The sequence below is a fragment of the Castellaniella sp. genome, from assembly GCF_036379515.1.
Taxonomy (GTDB): Bacteria; Pseudomonadota; Gammaproteobacteria; order Burkholderiales; family Burkholderiaceae_B; genus Castellaniella.
Genome location: NZ_DASVGN010000011.1, coordinates 73,632 through 87,793 on the forward strand (window position 1 = coordinate 73,632; position 14,162 = coordinate 87,793).

Here is a 14,162-nt window from a genome sequence, read left to right on the forward strand (position 1 = left end):
TCATTCCTCCAGGGATTGCAGCAGGCGCAAACGCCGCGCACGTGCCTGGCGAGCCACCTGCAACACCCCGCCAAACGGTCCAAACGCGACTGAGATGAAATAGGCAGCGCCTGCAGCCAGAATGATGGCGGGCGATGCAGGCACGTTCGTGTAATACGAAGCCAGGAGCCCTGCATACGAGGCGGCCGCCCCCAAAATGGCGGACAGCACCATCTGTGCCCCCACAGCCCGCACCCAGAAGCGTGCAGCCGTGGCCGGCAACATCATGATGCCCACGACCATGAGCGTGCCCAGCACTTGAAACCCCGCCACCAGATTCAGGACCAGCAACAGCAGAAACCCGATATGGGCCCAGGCGCCTGCCCGCCCCTGGGTGCGTAGAAACTGGGGGTCCAGGCATTCGGCGACCAGCACTCGGAACAGACCGGCCAATGCCAGCAGCGTGATACTGCTGACCGCCGTGACCAGGAGCAAGGCGGCGTCGCCCAGACCCAGCACCGTGCCAAAGAGCACGTGGATCAGATCCATGTTGCTGCCTTTGAGCGAGACAAGGAGCACCCCCAGCCCCAGCGAAACCAGATAGAACGCCGCAAAGCTTGCGTCCTCGCGCAAAGGCGTCAGGCGCGACACCAGGCCGGCCAACACTGCGACCACCACGCCTGTCACCAGCCCGCCGACCATCATGGCGGTCATGGACAGGCCCGCCGTGAGAAACCCGACGGCCACTCCAGGCAAGATGGCGTGCGCCATGGCGTCGCCCATCAGGCTCATGCGCCGCAACACGAGAAAGACCCCCAAGGGCCCAGCCGCGAACGCCAGCGCCCAGGACCCCGCCAACGCGCGGCGCATAAAGCTGAAGTCGATGAAGGGCTGAACCATGAAAGACCAGAAATGCATCACGCCCCCCCCGTCGCGCACAGGTGGCGCGCCAGATGAAGGTTGGCCGACGTGAGCACCTCGGCACTGCCCCCCCAGGCCACGACCTGTCCAGCGAGCAAGAGCGCACGCGGAAAATGGGACCGCACCATGTCCAGGTCATGCAGTACCGCAATCAGCGTCCGGCCTTCTGCATGCCATTGGTGCAGCAAGCCCAGCAGGTCTTCCGTCGTTGCGCGGTCGACGGCCGCGAAGGGTTCATCAAGCAGGATGACCTGAGCATCGCGCAACATGAGGCGCGCGAACAAGGCCCGCTGCAATTGCCCCCCCGAGAGCGTAGACACGGATTGGCGCCCCAGGCCGGCGAGGCCTACGGCCTCCAGCGCAGCCTCGACTGCATCGCGACCCGTGCGATCCATCCCCCGCCAGGCACCCATTTGATGCCAAGCCCCGAGCGCCACCAGATCGAAGGTGCTGATCGGGAAACTCAGATCCAGCTCCGCGCGCTGAGGCAGGCAGACCAGGTGACGGCCGACCGTTGGCGCAATGCGAATGCGTCCCCGCATGGGGCTGAGCTGCCCGGTCATGGCCTTGACCAGCGTCGACTTGCCCGCCCCGTTGGGCCCCACGATGGCCGTCAGAGAGCCTTCGTCGAATGTGCCGCTGGCATCACGCACGGCAACGCGGTCATGCCATCCCAGCCATACTTGCTGCAATTCGACCGCCACGCGCGCAGCGGGCCGCGCATCGGTCACCACCATTGCATGGCCCATCCGGTCAGAAGCCACAACCCCAGCACCACCAGCACCACACGCCCCATCCGCCGTCCGGCGGACGACAATAGGGCAGAACCCCGATAGCGATCGGAGCGAGGAGACAGGGGAAACAACGGCATGAAGGGACGATCCGTAAGGGATCAACGAGACCAATTTGTTATGTTATAACATACTCATCATGAACCATCCGACTCATTCGTCGAACGAGACACTGACGACCCGGCGCCTCGCGTTGGCCGAGAACCTGTGTGCACAACGGGGGTCTCGACTGACCCCGCTACGCCGTCTGGTACTGGAAACGCTGCTGCGCCACCCTGGCAGCCTCAAGGCCTACGAGTTGCTGGACGCCTTGCGGCCTGTACAGCCCAACGCAGCCCCACCCACCGTCTACCGGGCGCTGGAATTCCTGACGGCTCAGGGGCTGATCCACCGCCTGGACGCCCTCAATGCCTGGAGCGCATGTACCGACGCTGGCGGGCACCCCCATGACGTCCTGGTGGTGTGCACGCGCTGCGGCAGCGTGGCCGAGCTCTCCGATCCTTCACTCAGCGAACAGCTGACGCAGTGTGTGGCGCAGGCCGGCTACGTGCTGGACGGCCACCTCACCGAGCTCAAGGGCCTGTGCCCCCGATGCCAGCAGGCCGAGGCCTAGTGGCCCATTCGGCCAATTCAAATACGTATTTTCGGCGCTTGAACTCGCCATAGCGTTGGCCACCTCACCGCTTGCAAGCAGTTCGGATCCGCCAGGCTGCGGCGGCGCAAGCCTGCCGTGAGGTGCGCGACTTGCCGCAGCAATAACGCTTATTGGATAATGGTATTTCTAAAAGAAATAAGCTTATTCTGGAGTGGAATACCATGAATTTTTCGCACAGGCGCGCGAATGCCTGCTGGGCTTCTCTGCTGGCGGCCGGCTTGCTGGTCGCCAGCACCGGGCTCGCACAGGCCGAATCGGCCATTGACCAAGGCAAGCAGATCTACACCCAGGGCACCCAAGGCGCTACCGCCTGCATCACCTGCCACGGAGCCCAAGGCCAGGGAATGGCGGCAGCCAACTTCCCGTACCTGGCAGGCCAGGGCTCGGATTATCTGGAGGCACAGCTGCAGGCGTTTGCCGATGGCGCACGCAGCAACCCTATCATGCAGCCCATTGCCTCGGCCTTGTCGACACCGCAACGCGCGGCCGTCGTCGCCTACATCGACACCTTGCCGCGCCCCTGGGATGCCGTCAAACTGGCGGCACAGGCCACGACACAACCAGACGCCAAAGACATGGGGGCCTGGATCGCCAGTCGAGGGGACTGGGCACACGACGTTCCTGCCTGTACTCAATGTCACGCAGCCGGCGGCACGGGCGTCGCCCCGCACTTTCCAGCCATCGCGGGGCTGAGCAAGAACTATATCGTCGAGCAGTTCACGCAATGGCGCAACGGTCACCGTCCAGCGGGCCCGCAAGACCTCATGGGCACCATCGCCAAGCACATGGACGAGGCCCAGATCGATGCCGTCGCCACGTATTTCTCTGCCTTGCCCCAAGCCGCCGCCTCGACCGAAGGAGCCAAATGATGAACCGGACACTTCTTTCGACAGGCATTGCCCTGAGCACACTGCTATTGACCGTGACGGTCGCCCGCGCGGCCGAGCCAGCTGTCACCACGACGCCGCAATTCACCCCGCAGCCGGCCAGCGCCATCCCCAGTGGCCCGTTCGGCGATGCGGTCCGCCTCGGGCAAAATATCTTTCTGAACCCGCAAAAATACGCCGGTCAATTCGTGGGCAACTCCATGAACTGCGCGAGCTGCCACCTGGATGCGGGCCGCAAGGCCGATTCGGCTCCCATGTGGGCAGCCTATGTGCTGTACCCGGCTTATCGATCCAAGAACGGCCACGTCAACACGCTGGCTGAACGCTTGCAGGGGTGTTTCGCCTACAGCATGAACGGCAAGATACCGCCCGCCACCAGTGAAACCATCGTGGCCCTCGAAAGCTACATGTACTGGATGGCCAAGGGTGCTCCCACCGGCGTGAAGCTGGCTGGCCAGGGGTTCCCCGCATTGAAGGAACCGGCCCAGGCCCCCGACTACGTTCGGGGCGGCAAGGTCTATACCCAGCATTGTGCGCTGTGCCACGGCGCCAACGGTGCAGGTCAGCATGACGCCACCGGCCGTGCCGTGTTCCCTGCGCTGTGGGGCGATGACTCCTACAACTGGGGCGCGGGCATGCACTCGGTGAAGACGGCTGCAGCGTTCATTCACGCCAACATGCCCTTGAGCCAGGGAGGCACGCTCAGCGAACAAGAGGCCTGGGACGTGGCTTACTTCGTCGACGGCCACGAGCGCCCGCAAGATCCACGCTACGCCGGTGACTTGCAGGCGACCATCAAGGCACATCACGGCGGAAAATACGATCTTTACGGAAAAACGGTGAACGGGGTAGTGTTGGGGGCGCATTCCACGCCTTCCACCAGCCAACTCGCTGCAAAACCGTAGCAACCGACAGCCCATTTGCCCTTGTGGCTGCACTATGATGTAATCGGTCGTTTATCGTCTGCACGGTGGCTGGTTTCGGTCGAGGCCGCCCGTGCGGACTCAGAGAATGGCCATGAATGCTGCAAACCCTTCTGTATCCGTTGACACCCTGATTCCCGTGACCGTGCTCACGGGATTTCTGGGTGCGGGCAAGACCACGCTGTTGCGCCGGATTCTCACGGAATACCACGGTCAGCGCATTGCCGTCATCGAAAACGAATACGGCGAAGAAAACATCGACAACGACGTGCTCGTGCAAGACAGCGAAGAGCAGATCGTGCAGCTGAGCAACGGCTGCGTCTGCTGCACGGTGCGCGGCGATCTGGTCAACGCGCTCAACGACCTTGCCGTGCAACGCGAGGCGGGCACCCTGCACTTTGACCGCGTCATCATTGAAACCACCGGCATGGCGAACCCGGGCCCGGTGTGCCAGACCTTCTTCATGGACGACGACGTAGCCGAGACATACAAGCTCGACGCCGTCGTCACGGTGGTGGATGCCAAGCACGGCATGGCCACCCTGGATCGCCAGGAAGAGGCGCAGCAGCAGGTGGGCTTTGCCGACCGCATCCTGATTTCCAAAAAAGACCTGGTCAACGACGCCGACTACGAAGCGTTGCGTTCACGCATCATGCACATCAACCCGCGTGCGACCATCGCGCCGGTTAATTTCGGCGAAACCGACCTGCACACGCTGCTGGACGTGAGCGGCTTCAACATCGACGACATCCTGAACATCGACCCGGAATTCCTGAGCGAACAGGACGAAGACCACCACGATCATGAGCACCACCACCATGATCACGGTCACGACGACGAAGACGGGCACCACGAATGCGGCCCCAGCTGCAGCCACGATCACCACCACTCTCACCACGACGACGCCATCGGGACCTTCCTGTTCCGCTCTGACCGGCCCTTTGATCCCGAGCGCCTGGAAGACTTCCTGAGCGGCATCGTGCAGGTCTATGGCACCGACCTGCTGCGCTACAAGGGCATTCTGTACATCAAAGGCATCAAGCGCCGCATGGTGTTCCAGGGTGTCCACATGCTGATGGGAGCCGAGCCCGGCAAGGCTTGGCAAGCCAGTGAAAAACCGAATACCCGTATGGTGTTCATCGGCCGTAAACTGCCCCGAGAGATCTTTACTCAGGGGCTCGAACAATGCCTGGCCTAACGGGGCCAGGCACACAAAGAGGGACGCAACATGGCTAGCAAATCCAGCACCAAATCCCCGGTCCGGCTGCTGACCGAAACCGAACTGTTGGCAATGCCGGAAAAGGACTACATGAACGAGGCCCAGCTAGCGTTCTTCCGCGACCGCCTGCACCAGCTCGAACACGAAATCCTCACCAACGCGGGCGCCACCACCGAAAACCTGCGCGAAACCCAGTACGTTCCCGATCCCGCCGACCGCGCCACGATCGAGGAAGAGCACGCGCTCGAACTGCGCACGCGCGACCGCGAACGCAAGCTCCTGAAAAAGGTCCAGCAGGCCATCGCCCGCATCGACGCCGGCGAATACGGTTACTGCGAAGAAACCGGTGAACCCATCGGCATCGCCCGGCTGTTGGCACGCCCCACGGCCACTCTGTCACTCGAAGCGCAAGAGCGTCGCGAGATGCGCCAGAAGCTCTACGGCGACTGACCTCGCGCATCCTGCACACAGAACCTTACAAGAGAAGCCCAGGCGGCTTCTCTTGTATTTTGGCGCCTCGACCCCCATATGCTGTTCTCAACACTCGAGAACCCTATGGAACAATTTCACGCCACCACCATCGTCTGCGTTCGTCGCGGTGACGCCGTTGCCTTGGGTGGCGACGGCCAGGTCACCCTGGGCAATATCGTCATCAAGGGCACGGCACGCAAGATTCGCCGCCTGTATCACGACAAGGTGCTCGCGGGTTTTGCCGGGGCTACGGCCGACGCCTTCACGTTGCAAGAGCGTTTCGAGGCCAAGCTCGAAAAGCACCAGGGTCACCTCATGCGCGCCGCCGTCGAACTCACCCGAGACTGGCGTACTGATCGGGTGCTGCGCCGGCTGGAAGCCATGCTCATCGTGGCCGATCAGGAACACACGCTGATTCTTTCCGGAAACGGTGACGTGCTGGAGCCCGAACACGGCATTGCCGCGATCGGATCAGGGGGAGCCTATGCCCAATCGGCCGCACGGGCCCTGCTTGAAAACACCGAGATAACGCCGGCAGAAGTCGTCAAGAAGTCACTGGAAATCGCAGGTGACCTCTGCATCTATACCAACCAGAACCACATCGTCGAAACCCTATAGGCCCCCGCTATGTCCGCCACCAACATGACTCCCAAAGAAATCGTTTCGGAACTGGACAAGCACATCGTGGGCCAGGAAAAAGCCAAGCGTTCCGTGGCAGTCGCGCTGCGCAACCGCTGGCGCCGCCAGCAGGTTGCTGAGCCGCTGCGCCACGAAATTGTGCCCAAGAACATCCTCATGATCGGCCCCACCGGGGTGGGCAAGACAGAGATCGCGCGGCGCCTCGCACGCCTGGCCAACGCCCCCTTCATCAAGATCGAAGCCACCAAATTCACCGAGGTAGGCTACGTAGGACGTGACGTGGATACCATCGTCCGCGATCTGGTCGAGGTCGCCGTCAAGCAGACACGCGAAAGCGCGATGCGCCAAGTGCGGTCACTGGCGGAAGACGCCGCCGAAGACCGCATTCTGGACGCTCTGCTGCCCTCTGCACGCAACGCCCATGGCGAGCCCGAGCGCGAAGAAAACAACACGCGCCAGATCTTCCGCAAACGCCTGCGCGAGGGCAAGCTCGACGACACCGAACTCGACATCGAGGTGGCCCAGACTGCGCCGCGCATGGAAATCATGGCCCCTCCCGGAATGGAGGAAATGACCGAGCAATTGCGTGGCATGTTCGCTGGCCTGGCACAAGGCAAGACGAAATCGCGCAAGCTCACCGTCAAGGAAGCCTTTCGCCTCATCACGGAAGAAGAAGCCGCCCGACGCATCAACGAAGAAGAGTTGCGGACCCAAGCCGTCACGCTGGCTGAACAGCACGGCATCGTCTTTCTGGATGAAATCGACAAAATTGCCTCGCGGCAAGAGCAAGGCGGGGCCGACGTGTCACGTCAGGGCGTGCAGCGCGATCTGTTGCCCCTGGTCGAAGGCACCACCGTCAACACCAAATACGGCACGGTGAAGACCGACCATATCCTGTTCATCGCCTCGGGTGCCTTCCACTTGTCCCGCCCGTCGGACCTGATCCCGGAGCTGCAAGGTCGCTTCCCCATCCGGGTAGAGCTCGACTCGCTCAGTGCCGAAGATTTCGTGCGGATTCTAAGCGCCACCGACGCCTCGCTGACCAAGCAGTACACCGCACTGCTGGCTACCGAGGACGTGACGCTGGACTTCCATGAAGACGGCATTCGCCGCCTGGCGGAACTGGCCTTCGCAGTGAACGAAACCACCGAGAACATCGGCGCCCGCAGGCTCTACACCGTGATGGAAAAACTCCTGGAAGACCTGTCGTTCGAGGCTGCCAGCCCCGGGGAACAGACTGTCGTGATCGATGCCCATTACGTGGATGAGAAGCTCTCGGAGACGGCCGGCAGTCAGGATCTCGCGCGCTACGTGCTGTAATTCGACCCACGCTGTGCATCATGCAGGCGGTCACGCACCTTCAGTGCGTGGCCGTCATTTCTTGAGCGCCACGATGCGATACTGGCCGCCCGCGCGCTCGGCCGTGAAGCTCACGGAATCGCCTACCGCAATGCCGTTGAGCAGCGCCGGGGCGACGTGATACACCAGAATCATGGCCGGCAGGTTCAGGGCCGAAATCGCGCCCTGGCGCACGGCCAGCTTGCCTTGCACAGCGTCGATGCGCACCACCGAGCCGTGCCCTTGTGCCTGAACGGGCTGCGCGGCCGCTGCCAACACCGGGACGCCGAGTGCCGCAAGCACTGCGGAAGTCAGGACGCCCGCCAATGAAGAACGCATGGAATACACTCCTGCCTGAAAGAACCCTGTCCCCCATCCCAAGGATCAGGGCATCTGTTCCAGCATAACCGCTTTGCGGCCCGCCCCGCGCGACGGGCCCAGGACACGACGAAGGACTCTCTTGCCTACACCCATTCCCGGCTATTGCCTGCGCGCTGCGCGCGAATCCGACATTCCGACGATCCACGCCCTGATGCGCGAAATGGCTGAATTCGAAAAGCTCACGGACACTTTCAAAGCGACCCCCCAGAGCCTGCACACCAGTTTCTTCGGTGCCCACCCGGCAGCCCACTGCCTGGTGATCACAACTGAAAACGCACCAGACACGGCCATTGCCTACATCATGTGGTTCCATAACTACTCCAGCTTTCTGGATCGGCGCGGCCTGTATCTGGAAGACGTCTACATTTCGCCCGCTCATCGAGGAAAAGGTCTGGGCGGCTGGGTGCTCAAGCACCTGGCCGCACTGGCCCTGGAGCTGGGGTGCGGTCGCTTCGAATGGGTGGTGCTGGACTGGAACGACAACGCCATCGAGTTCTACAAACACCACGGGGGCCAGATCCTGCACGACTGGCGTGTCGTACGCGTCACAGGCGAAGCGTTGCAGCAGCTTGCCACCCGCGACTGAATCCAGGAGCCAGCATGTCCATTCGAGTTTCCATCGTCAGCACACGCACCGGGGATGACGGCACCACAGGCCTGGGCGACAAACGCAGGGTGCCCAAGGACGCACCCCGCATCGCCGCGCTGGGTGAAGTGGATGAGCTCAACAGCGCACTGGGTCTATGGCGCACCCAGACCCTGCCGGCCGCGATTGACGCCCTGCTCGATCAGATCCAGCAAGACCTCTTCGATCTGGGCGGGGAACTGTGCATTCCCGGCACGCAGGTCTTGTCGGAGAATCAAGTGCACGCGCTGGATGAGGCTCTGACGCATTACAACGCCGAACTGGGACCGCTGACGGAATTCATCCTGCCGGGCGGCACGGCTGCGGCGGCGCACGCCCACATGGTCCGCACTGTGGCACGCAGGGCAGAGCGATCCGTCGTAACCCTGGCGCGTGAGGAATCGGTGAACGCCCCCGTGCTGCACTACCTGAACCGGCTGTCGGACCTGTGTTTCGTGCTGGCGCGTTTTCTCAACCGATCCGCGGGGGTTACCGACGTGCTGTGGAGAGGCCCGACGGCTAAGCCCACGCCTGAGCAAACCTGAGGGCCAATGCGTCGCCGGTCGCCACCAGACCGGCCTCCACCCCGCACGAACGCATGTCCACCGTCTGCAGGCCCACGTAGCCGCACGGGTTGATGCCTGAAAAGGGTGAAAGGTCCATGTCCACATTCAGCGCCACACCGTGATAGGCGCAGCCGTGGTGGACCTTCACGCCCAGCGCAGCGATCTTGGCCAGCGCCACGCCCTGCGGGTGTTGCAGCGCGGATTGCGGCACATAGACGCCCGGCGCACCAGGCTTGCGGCAAGCGCCCGCCACCCCGGCCTGCGCCAGGACGTCCAGCACGCACTGTTCCAGCAGATGCACGAACTCTTTCACGTAAATGCCATGGCGACGCAAGTCGACCAGGGTGTAGAGCACCACCTGACCAGGGCCATGATAGGTGACCTGACCGCCGCGATTGCAGTGCACGACCGGAATGCCATGGGGATTCAGGATATGTTCCTCACGCCCTGCCTGACCCAGCGTGTAGACCGGTGCATGCTCCACCAGCCACAGGACATCGTCGGTCTCGGGCGTACGGCCTTCGGTGAAGGCCTGCATGGCCTGCCACACCGGCCGGTAAGACGCCGGCCGCTCCAGCCACCGTATCTGCATGGCCACGCCTACAACACCACCGAGACCATCTCGTGGCCGTGCAAGGCGCGATACAGATCGTCCAGCTGCGCGCGCGAATGCACACGTACCGTCAGGGTCAGCCCCACGTAGCGTCCACCCGAGCTGGCACGGACCTCGATGGTATCGGCGTCAAACGCGGGATCAAAGCCACTCACGACCTCAGCCATCGCCGGCAGGAATTCGTCGCGCGCCGGCCCCATGACCTTGATCGGAAAGTCACAGGGATAAACAATCAGGGAATCAGCGGGTGGCGAAATCGGCATGACAGGGTCGTCGACAGCCGCTGCCGGCGAAACGAGACATGCGCCGGCAACGACCATCACTTGAACATCAGGTGGATCTTGTCGATCATACGACCAAAGAAGCCCGCCTGGGGCACGCTCTGCTGAACCACCAGTGGTTCCTGGCGCAGCGTCTTGTTACCCAGCGTGACGACCAAGGTCCCGGCACGAGCGCCCGCCGTCAGCGGTGCCATGAGCGGCTGGGTATAGCGGGCCTCGGTCTTGAGGTCGTCTGCCTTGCCGCGCGGCACCGTTACCCACAGCGGCTTTTCCACGCCAAGGCCGACCGTGTCACTAGTCCCTTCCCACACGCGGGCCGACACTGCCGGTTTGGTCTTGTCCAGCAGCTTGACCGTGTCGAAATTCTTGAAGCTCCAGTTCAGCAGCTTCAGGCTGCTTTCGGTGCGCGCCGCATCGCTGGGCGTGTCGACCACGACCGTCACCACACGGCGACCATCTCTCAGCGCCGTCGCAATCAGGCAGTAGCCAGCCGACTGGGTATGGCCCGTCTTGAGCCCGTCGACCGTCTGGTCCGCCCACAGCAAGCGGTTGCGGTTGCTCTGCTTGATGTTGTTCCAGGTGAAATCCTTCTGGCTGAAGTAATGCATGTACTGCGGGAATTTCTGCACCAACGCCCGCGAAAGAATCGCAAGATCTTGCACCGTCGTGTAATGATTCGGATCAGGCAGGCCCGTGGAATTCACATAATGCGTGTGCGTCATGCCCAGCTTTTGCGCCTCTTGATTCATGAGCGCCGCAAAGGCGGACTCGCTGCCCGCCACGGCTTCCGCCAGCGCCACCGTCGCGTCGTTGCCCGACTGCACGATCATGCCCTGCAGCAGGTCGTTGACGTCGACATCGGTGTTGGGCTTCACGAACATGCGTGAACCTTCGGTCTTCCAGGCCTTCTCCGAAATATGCACCTTCTGGTCGAGTTTGAGCCGGCCGCTATCGAGCGCCATGAAAATGACGTAGTCGGACATCAGCTTGGTAAGCGACGCCGGTTCCACGGCCTCTTGCGGGTTCTGTGCCGCAATGATCTGGCCGCTGGTCGCATCCAGTGTCAACCACGCCTTGGCTGACAACGCCGGAGCCGGAATGTTGGACAGCGCACTGACCATGTCCAGCGCAGGTTCCGCCTTTTGCGCTGCCCCCGGAGCAGTGGCTGGTGCCGCTGCCGCCGGGCTGGAGCTGGGCACAGGCGCCTTCTGAGCCCAGGCGGCTCCAGGGACGGCAAGCGCCAGACTCACGGCAAAAGCGACGGCAGACAGGCTGCGATGAAACGAAGGGTGGGAATTCAAGGGCGTCATGAGCGGATAACCCGGGGAACACAATCAAGAATCGCTCATTATAGGCAGCAGCCCACACCACAACCTGAAGCACGGGCCGCAAATCGCGACAAAACGCAAGCAACTGAAACGTCCTGGATCGCTCTGATGCATCTGCCCTCAGAGTCCCGCAAGGCTGTTGTGCACCACCTGACGCAGCATCAGCAATTTGCCGTGGAAGAAGTGACTGGCATCGGGAATCACCGTCATGGGCAACTGATGCGCACGGGCAAACTCCATGCTCTCAGCCAGGGGCACCACTTCGTCGATCTCGCCGTGGACCATCACCGTTTCGAGCGGCAGCGTGAGCGCCCGATAGCGAAACCGTTCGACCGCGCAGCCAATGAGCATCAGACGCGCCGGCAAAGGTACGTTGCGATCGGCCAGCTCGGCATAGAGTTGAGCCGCCACGGCAGTCCCAAAGGAAAACCCGGCAAGCACCCAGGGGCCGGCAACCGCCTGTGGCCAGGTCTGGCGAATCTGCTCGACACAGCGCACCATGTCGGCGGTTTCACCCACAGCCCGGTCGAAGCTGCCCTGTGACGCCCCCACTCCCCGAAAATTGGGGCGGACACACAGCAGACCGGCCTGGACGCAGGTGCGACTGACGGTGGTGACGACCTTGTTGTCGCGGGTGCCCCCATAGAGCGGGTGCGGATGCAGCACCAGCGCCCACCCCAGCGGATCGCCCTCGGGATAATCTACAGTGCATGCAATAGTGCCCGCCAACCCCTGGCAGGTCCACTGTTCTGTACGTAAACTCATGCAGTATCCCGCTTCATTCGTTTTGCACGGTTGCCCTGTTCTTTTCCAGGGTTGACGAGCTTCCATTCTACCTACGCGATGCCCGATTCTTCCTACGACCCGACTCAGCTCATGCCTTCTTGCGAGATCATGGCGCTTGAGCTCAAGGCAGCTTTGCCCCATTTTTCTCGCGTGGACTGGATCGAGGAGACAGGCTCGACCAACGCAGATCTGCTCACCCGGGCGCGCAATCCCGAAGGCCCCGTCAGCCGCCCCTGGCTTCTGGGCTGCCACCTGCAGACGCAAGGTCGCGGGCGCGCCGGCCGCACCTGGCAAAATCGTTCGGGGGCCAATCTGATGTTTTCCTGCGCCTTCGACGTCTTTCTGTCGGCCCGCCAGCTACCCACACTGGCGCCGCTCATCGGCCTGTCCACCTGCACGGCACTGCGACTGTTGATCAGCGCCTCGACGCGCGCGCGCCTGACCATGAAATGGCCCAACGATCTGCTCTGGAACCAAGCCAAGCTCGCGGGCATTCTCATTGAAAGCACGCGCTCAGGCACGGCCCAAGCCGCAGACCACCACCTCATCATCATCGGCATAGGCCTCAATCTCCAAGACGCGCGGGCCCTGTCTGCCTCGCTCGATCGACGCATTGCCGATTGGGCCGAGATCGCCGCCATAGACGCCAGTGCACGACAAATCACGACGCCGCAGATCGTTGCTCGTCTCGCAAATGGGTGGTTCGACGCCCTCAATGAAGCCACGGCACGCGGCTTCGTCGACCTCCCTGAACGCTACGCGCAGGTCGATGGCCTGAGCGGCAAGATGCTCGACGTGCTCGACGACGGGCGGCTGCTGAAAACCGGGGTGGCCTGCGGCATCGACAACCAGGGTCACTTGCTGCTACGCAACAACCAAGGCATCCACGAAATTTCCGTGGGAGAAATCTCGGTGCGAGTGCGGCCATGATGCTGCTGATCGACATCGGGAACACCCGCGTCAAGCTGGCGTGGCTGGGGCCTTCAGAAGTCCTGTGCAGCACCCAGCCTCAGTCGCTGGATTACGCCGACCTCGCCCGCTTCGTCGCGCAATCTCCCCAGGTGCCAGACCGGATTCTGGGGTCCAACGTAGCGGGGGACGTCATCGCGCAGGCACTGCAAGCCGCGTGCCTGCATCACTGGAACCTGCCCGTTCAATGGTGCGACGCTCGAACCGGGGCCCAATGGCTGCACAACCCCTATGCGCGACCGGAACGCCTCGGGTCCGACCGCTGGCTGGGGATGCTGGGGGTCCTGCACCGGGTTCGGCATCAACTCGACTGGCAACAGGGTGCCCCCTGTGTGCTGGCGAGCTTCGGCACGGCCACGACCGTAGACACGCTGGTACGGGCCGATCCGGCGACTTCAGAGGCCGAAGCCCAGTTCCTCGGAGGACTGATCCTGCCCGGGGTCACGCTCATGGCGCACAGCCTGGCCGACGGCACCGCGCGCCTTCCGCTCGCGGGCGGGCCCTGTGTCGAGTTCCCGATCGATACGCACGCCGCCATCACCAGCGGCATCGCGGCGGCCCAAGGCGGAGCACTGCTGCGGCAGTGGCGGCTTGCGCAACGCCTGAACCCACGCCCACCCCGGCTTTTCGTGACGGGAGGCGGTTGGCCCTCGGTAGGTCCGGACATCTGCGAGGCGCTGGCGCGTGCACAAGCAGACCTGCATCTGCCAGAACAGGTCCCACAATGGCTGGACGCCCCGGTGCTGGACGGCCTGGCTTGTCTGGGGCGTCACCCAGGCTGAACTGATAC

At 62.8% G+C, this 14,162-nt stretch carries 19 protein-coding genes; 11 read left to right on the forward strand and 8 right to left on the reverse strand.

Going from position 1 to position 14,162, the window contains the following annotated elements; genetic code table 11:
* From VF285_RS03750 to VF285_RS03760, 3 genes are read right to left on the reverse strand one after another with little or no spacing between them, the layout of a single operon-like run.
* Window positions 1-897 (reverse strand): metal ABC transporter permease, encoded by an 897-nt coding sequence (locus VF285_RS03750; protein ID WP_346951285.1) that lies wholly within the window; start codon window positions 895-897, stop codon window positions 1-3.
* The gene (locus tag VF285_RS03755; protein WP_346951286.1) at window positions 897-1,649 is read right to left on the reverse strand and encodes an ABC transporter ATP-binding protein; all 753 of its coding nucleotides are present in this window, start codon (window positions 1,647-1,649) and stop codon (window positions 897-899) included. The genes VF285_RS03750 and VF285_RS03755 overlap by 1 nt, the downstream gene beginning before the upstream one ends.
* A complete protein-coding gene (locus tag VF285_RS03760) occupies window positions 1,628-1,771 on the reverse strand; it encodes a hypothetical protein (RefSeq protein ID WP_346951287.1) in 144 nt (47 codons plus the stop codon). The genes VF285_RS03755 and VF285_RS03760 overlap by 22 nt, the downstream gene beginning before the upstream one ends.
* Before the next feature lie 59 nt (window positions 1,772-1,830).
* On the opposite strand from VF285_RS03760, the gene VF285_RS03765 reads away from it, so the two are divergent.
* From VF285_RS03765 to hslU, 7 genes are all read left to right on the forward strand, one after another.
* Window positions 1,831-2,304, forward strand: a complete 474-nt coding sequence (locus VF285_RS03765) for a Fur family transcriptional regulator (protein WP_346951288.1) — start codon at window positions 1,831-1,833, stop codon at window positions 2,302-2,304.
* A gap of 203 nt (window positions 2,305-2,507) precedes the next feature.
* Window positions 2,508-3,215, forward strand: a complete 708-nt coding sequence (locus VF285_RS03770) for a c-type cytochrome (RefSeq protein WP_346951289.1) — start codon at window positions 2,508-2,510, stop codon at window positions 3,213-3,215.
* Window positions 3,212-4,138: a c-type cytochrome gene (locus VF285_RS03775; RefSeq protein WP_346951290.1), complete on the forward strand. Its 927-nt coding sequence runs from the start codon at window positions 3,212-3,214 to the stop codon at window positions 4,136-4,138. The genes VF285_RS03770 and VF285_RS03775 overlap by 4 nt, the downstream gene beginning before the upstream one ends.
* 112 nt (window positions 4,139-4,250) lie before the next feature.
* A complete protein-coding gene (locus VF285_RS03780) occupies window positions 4,251-5,354 on the forward strand; it encodes a GTP-binding protein (protein ID WP_346951291.1) in 1,104 nt (367 codons plus the stop codon).
* Window positions 5,355-5,384: 30 nt separating this feature from the next.
* Window positions 5,385-5,825 carry an RNA polymerase-binding protein DksA gene (dksA, locus tag VF285_RS03785; RefSeq protein ID WP_346951292.1) on the forward strand — a complete coding sequence of 147 codons (441 nt, stop codon included), beginning with the start codon at window positions 5,385-5,387 and terminating at the stop codon, window positions 5,823-5,825.
* 105 nt (window positions 5,826-5,930) lie between these two features.
* The gene (gene hslV / locus VF285_RS03790) at window positions 5,931-6,464 is read left to right on the forward strand and encodes an ATP-dependent protease subunit HslV (protein ID WP_346951293.1); all 534 of its coding nucleotides are present in this window, start codon (window positions 5,931-5,933) and stop codon (window positions 6,462-6,464) included.
* 9 nt (window positions 6,465-6,473) lie between these two features.
* On the forward strand, window positions 6,474-7,805 hold the full coding sequence (gene hslU / locus VF285_RS03795) for an ATP-dependent protease ATPase subunit HslU (RefSeq protein ID WP_346951294.1): 1,332 nt from the start codon (window positions 6,474-6,476) through the stop codon (window positions 7,803-7,805).
* A gap of 54 nt (window positions 7,806-7,859) precedes the next feature.
* Here the strand turns inward: hslU and VF285_RS03800 are convergent, their stop codons facing one another.
* Entirely contained in the window at window positions 7,860-8,162 is a 303-nt protein-coding gene (locus tag VF285_RS03800) for a copper-binding protein (RefSeq protein WP_346951295.1), read from the reverse strand.
* Between the two features lie 193 nt (window positions 8,163-8,355).
* Between VF285_RS03800 and VF285_RS03805 the strand changes: the two genes are divergently transcribed.
* Both VF285_RS03805 and VF285_RS03810 read left to right on the forward strand, forming a co-directional pair.
* The gene (locus tag VF285_RS03805) at window positions 8,356-8,790 is read left to right on the forward strand and encodes a GNAT family N-acetyltransferase (protein WP_346951349.1); all 435 of its coding nucleotides are present in this window, start codon (window positions 8,356-8,358) and stop codon (window positions 8,788-8,790) included.
* A 14-nt stretch (window positions 8,791-8,804) separates the two neighbouring features.
* Window positions 8,805-9,374, forward strand: a complete 570-nt coding sequence (locus tag VF285_RS03810) for a cob(I)yrinic acid a,c-diamide adenosyltransferase (protein ID WP_346951296.1) — start codon at window positions 8,805-8,807, stop codon at window positions 9,372-9,374.
* Here the strand turns inward: VF285_RS03810 and lipB are convergent.
* The 4 genes from lipB to VF285_RS03830 all read right to left on the reverse strand — a co-directional run bounded on the left by lipB (window position 9,349) and on the right by VF285_RS03830 (window position 12,382).
* A complete protein-coding gene (gene lipB, locus VF285_RS03815; protein WP_346951297.1) occupies window positions 9,349-9,987 on the reverse strand; it encodes a lipoyl(octanoyl) transferase LipB in 639 nt (212 codons plus the stop codon). The two genes, VF285_RS03810 and lipB, sit on opposite strands and share 26 nt — an antisense overlap.
* An 8-nt stretch (window positions 9,988-9,995) precedes the next feature.
* Window positions 9,996-10,271 (reverse strand): DUF493 family protein, encoded by a 276-nt coding sequence (locus VF285_RS03820; RefSeq protein ID WP_346951298.1) that lies wholly within the window; start codon window positions 10,269-10,271, stop codon window positions 9,996-9,998.
* A gap of 56 nt (window positions 10,272-10,327) precedes the next feature.
* Entirely contained in the window at window positions 10,328-11,599 is a 1,272-nt protein-coding gene (locus VF285_RS03825) for a D-alanyl-D-alanine carboxypeptidase family protein (protein ID WP_346951299.1), read from the reverse strand.
* A 138-nt stretch (window positions 11,600-11,737) separates the two neighbouring features.
* On the reverse strand, window positions 11,738-12,382 hold the full coding sequence (locus VF285_RS03830) for an alpha/beta hydrolase (RefSeq protein WP_346951300.1): 645 nt from the start codon (window positions 12,380-12,382) through the stop codon (window positions 11,738-11,740).
* Window positions 12,383-12,460: 78 nt separating this feature from the next.
* Here VF285_RS03830 and VF285_RS03835 point away from each other — a divergent pair, with 78 nt between their 5' ends.
* Window positions 12,461-13,333 carry a biotin--[acetyl-CoA-carboxylase] ligase gene (locus tag VF285_RS03835; protein WP_346951301.1) on the forward strand — a complete coding sequence of 291 codons (873 nt, stop codon included), beginning with the start codon at window positions 12,461-12,463 and terminating at the stop codon, window positions 13,331-13,333.
* Window positions 13,330-14,154, forward strand: coding sequence for a type III pantothenate kinase (locus tag VF285_RS03840; RefSeq protein ID WP_346951302.1), 825 nt, complete (start codon window positions 13,330-13,332; stop codon window positions 14,152-14,154). Before VF285_RS03835 ends, VF285_RS03840 begins: the two co-directional genes overlap by 4 nt.
* Window positions 14,155-14,162: the final 8 nt, after the last annotated feature.

Bases quoted from the DNA above. Each gene is read 5' to 3' on its own strand.
- VF285_RS03820 (WP_346951298.1), bottom strand. From the start codon at position 10,271: ATGCCGATTTCGCCACCCGCTGATTCCCTGATTGTTTATCCCTGTGAC.
- VF285_RS03755 (WP_346951286.1), bottom strand. From the start codon at position 1,649: ATGGGCCATGCAATGGTGGTGACCGATGCGCGGCCCGCTGCGCGCGTG.
- VF285_RS03830 (WP_346951300.1), bottom strand. From the start codon at position 12,382: ATGAGTTTACGTACAGAACAGTGGACCTGCCAGGGGTTGGCGGGCACT.
- VF285_RS03840 (WP_346951302.1), top strand. From the start codon at position 13,330: ATGATGCTGCTGATCGACATCGGGAACACCCGCGTCAAGCTGGCGTGG.
- VF285_RS03770 (WP_346951289.1), top strand. From the start codon at position 2,508: ATGAATTTTTCGCACAGGCGCGCGAATGCCTGCTGGGCTTCTCTGCTG.
- VF285_RS03800 (WP_346951295.1), bottom strand. From the start codon at position 8,162: ATGCGTTCTTCATTGGCGGGCGTCCTGACTTCCGCAGTGCTTGCGGCA.
- VF285_RS03810 (WP_346951296.1), top strand. From the start codon at position 8,805: ATGTCCATTCGAGTTTCCATCGTCAGCACACGCACCGGGGATGACGGC.
- hslU (WP_346951294.1), top strand. From the start codon at position 6,474: ATGTCCGCCACCAACATGACTCCCAAAGAAATCGTTTCGGAACTGGAC.
- VF285_RS03765 (WP_346951288.1), top strand. From the start codon at position 1,831: ATGAACCATCCGACTCATTCGTCGAACGAGACACTGACGACCCGGCGC.
- dksA (WP_346951292.1), top strand. From the start codon at position 5,385: ATGGCTAGCAAATCCAGCACCAAATCCCCGGTCCGGCTGCTGACCGAA.
- VF285_RS03750 (WP_346951285.1), bottom strand. From the start codon at position 897: ATGCATTTCTGGTCTTTCATGGTTCAGCCCTTCATCGACTTCAGCTTT.
- VF285_RS03825 (WP_346951299.1), bottom strand. From the start codon at position 11,599: ATGACGCCCTTGAATTCCCACCCTTCGTTTCATCGCAGCCTGTCTGCC.
- VF285_RS03760 (WP_346951287.1), bottom strand. From the start codon at position 1,771: ATGCCGTTGTTTCCCCTGTCTCCTCGCTCCGATCGCTATCGGGGTTCT.
- VF285_RS03780 (WP_346951291.1), top strand. From the start codon at position 4,251: ATGAATGCTGCAAACCCTTCTGTATCCGTTGACACCCTGATTCCCGTG.
- VF285_RS03775 (WP_346951290.1), top strand. From the start codon at position 3,212: ATGATGAACCGGACACTTCTTTCGACAGGCATTGCCCTGAGCACACTG.
- lipB (WP_346951297.1), bottom strand. From the start codon at position 9,987: ATGCAGATACGGTGGCTGGAGCGGCCGGCGTCTTACCGGCCGGTGTGG.
- hslV (WP_346951293.1), top strand. From the start codon at position 5,931: ATGGAACAATTTCACGCCACCACCATCGTCTGCGTTCGTCGCGGTGAC.
- VF285_RS03835 (WP_346951301.1), top strand. From the start codon at position 12,461: ATGCCCGATTCTTCCTACGACCCGACTCAGCTCATGCCTTCTTGCGAG.
- VF285_RS03805 (WP_346951349.1), top strand. From the start codon at position 8,356: ATGCGCGAAATGGCTGAATTCGAAAAGCTCACGGACACTTTCAAAGCG.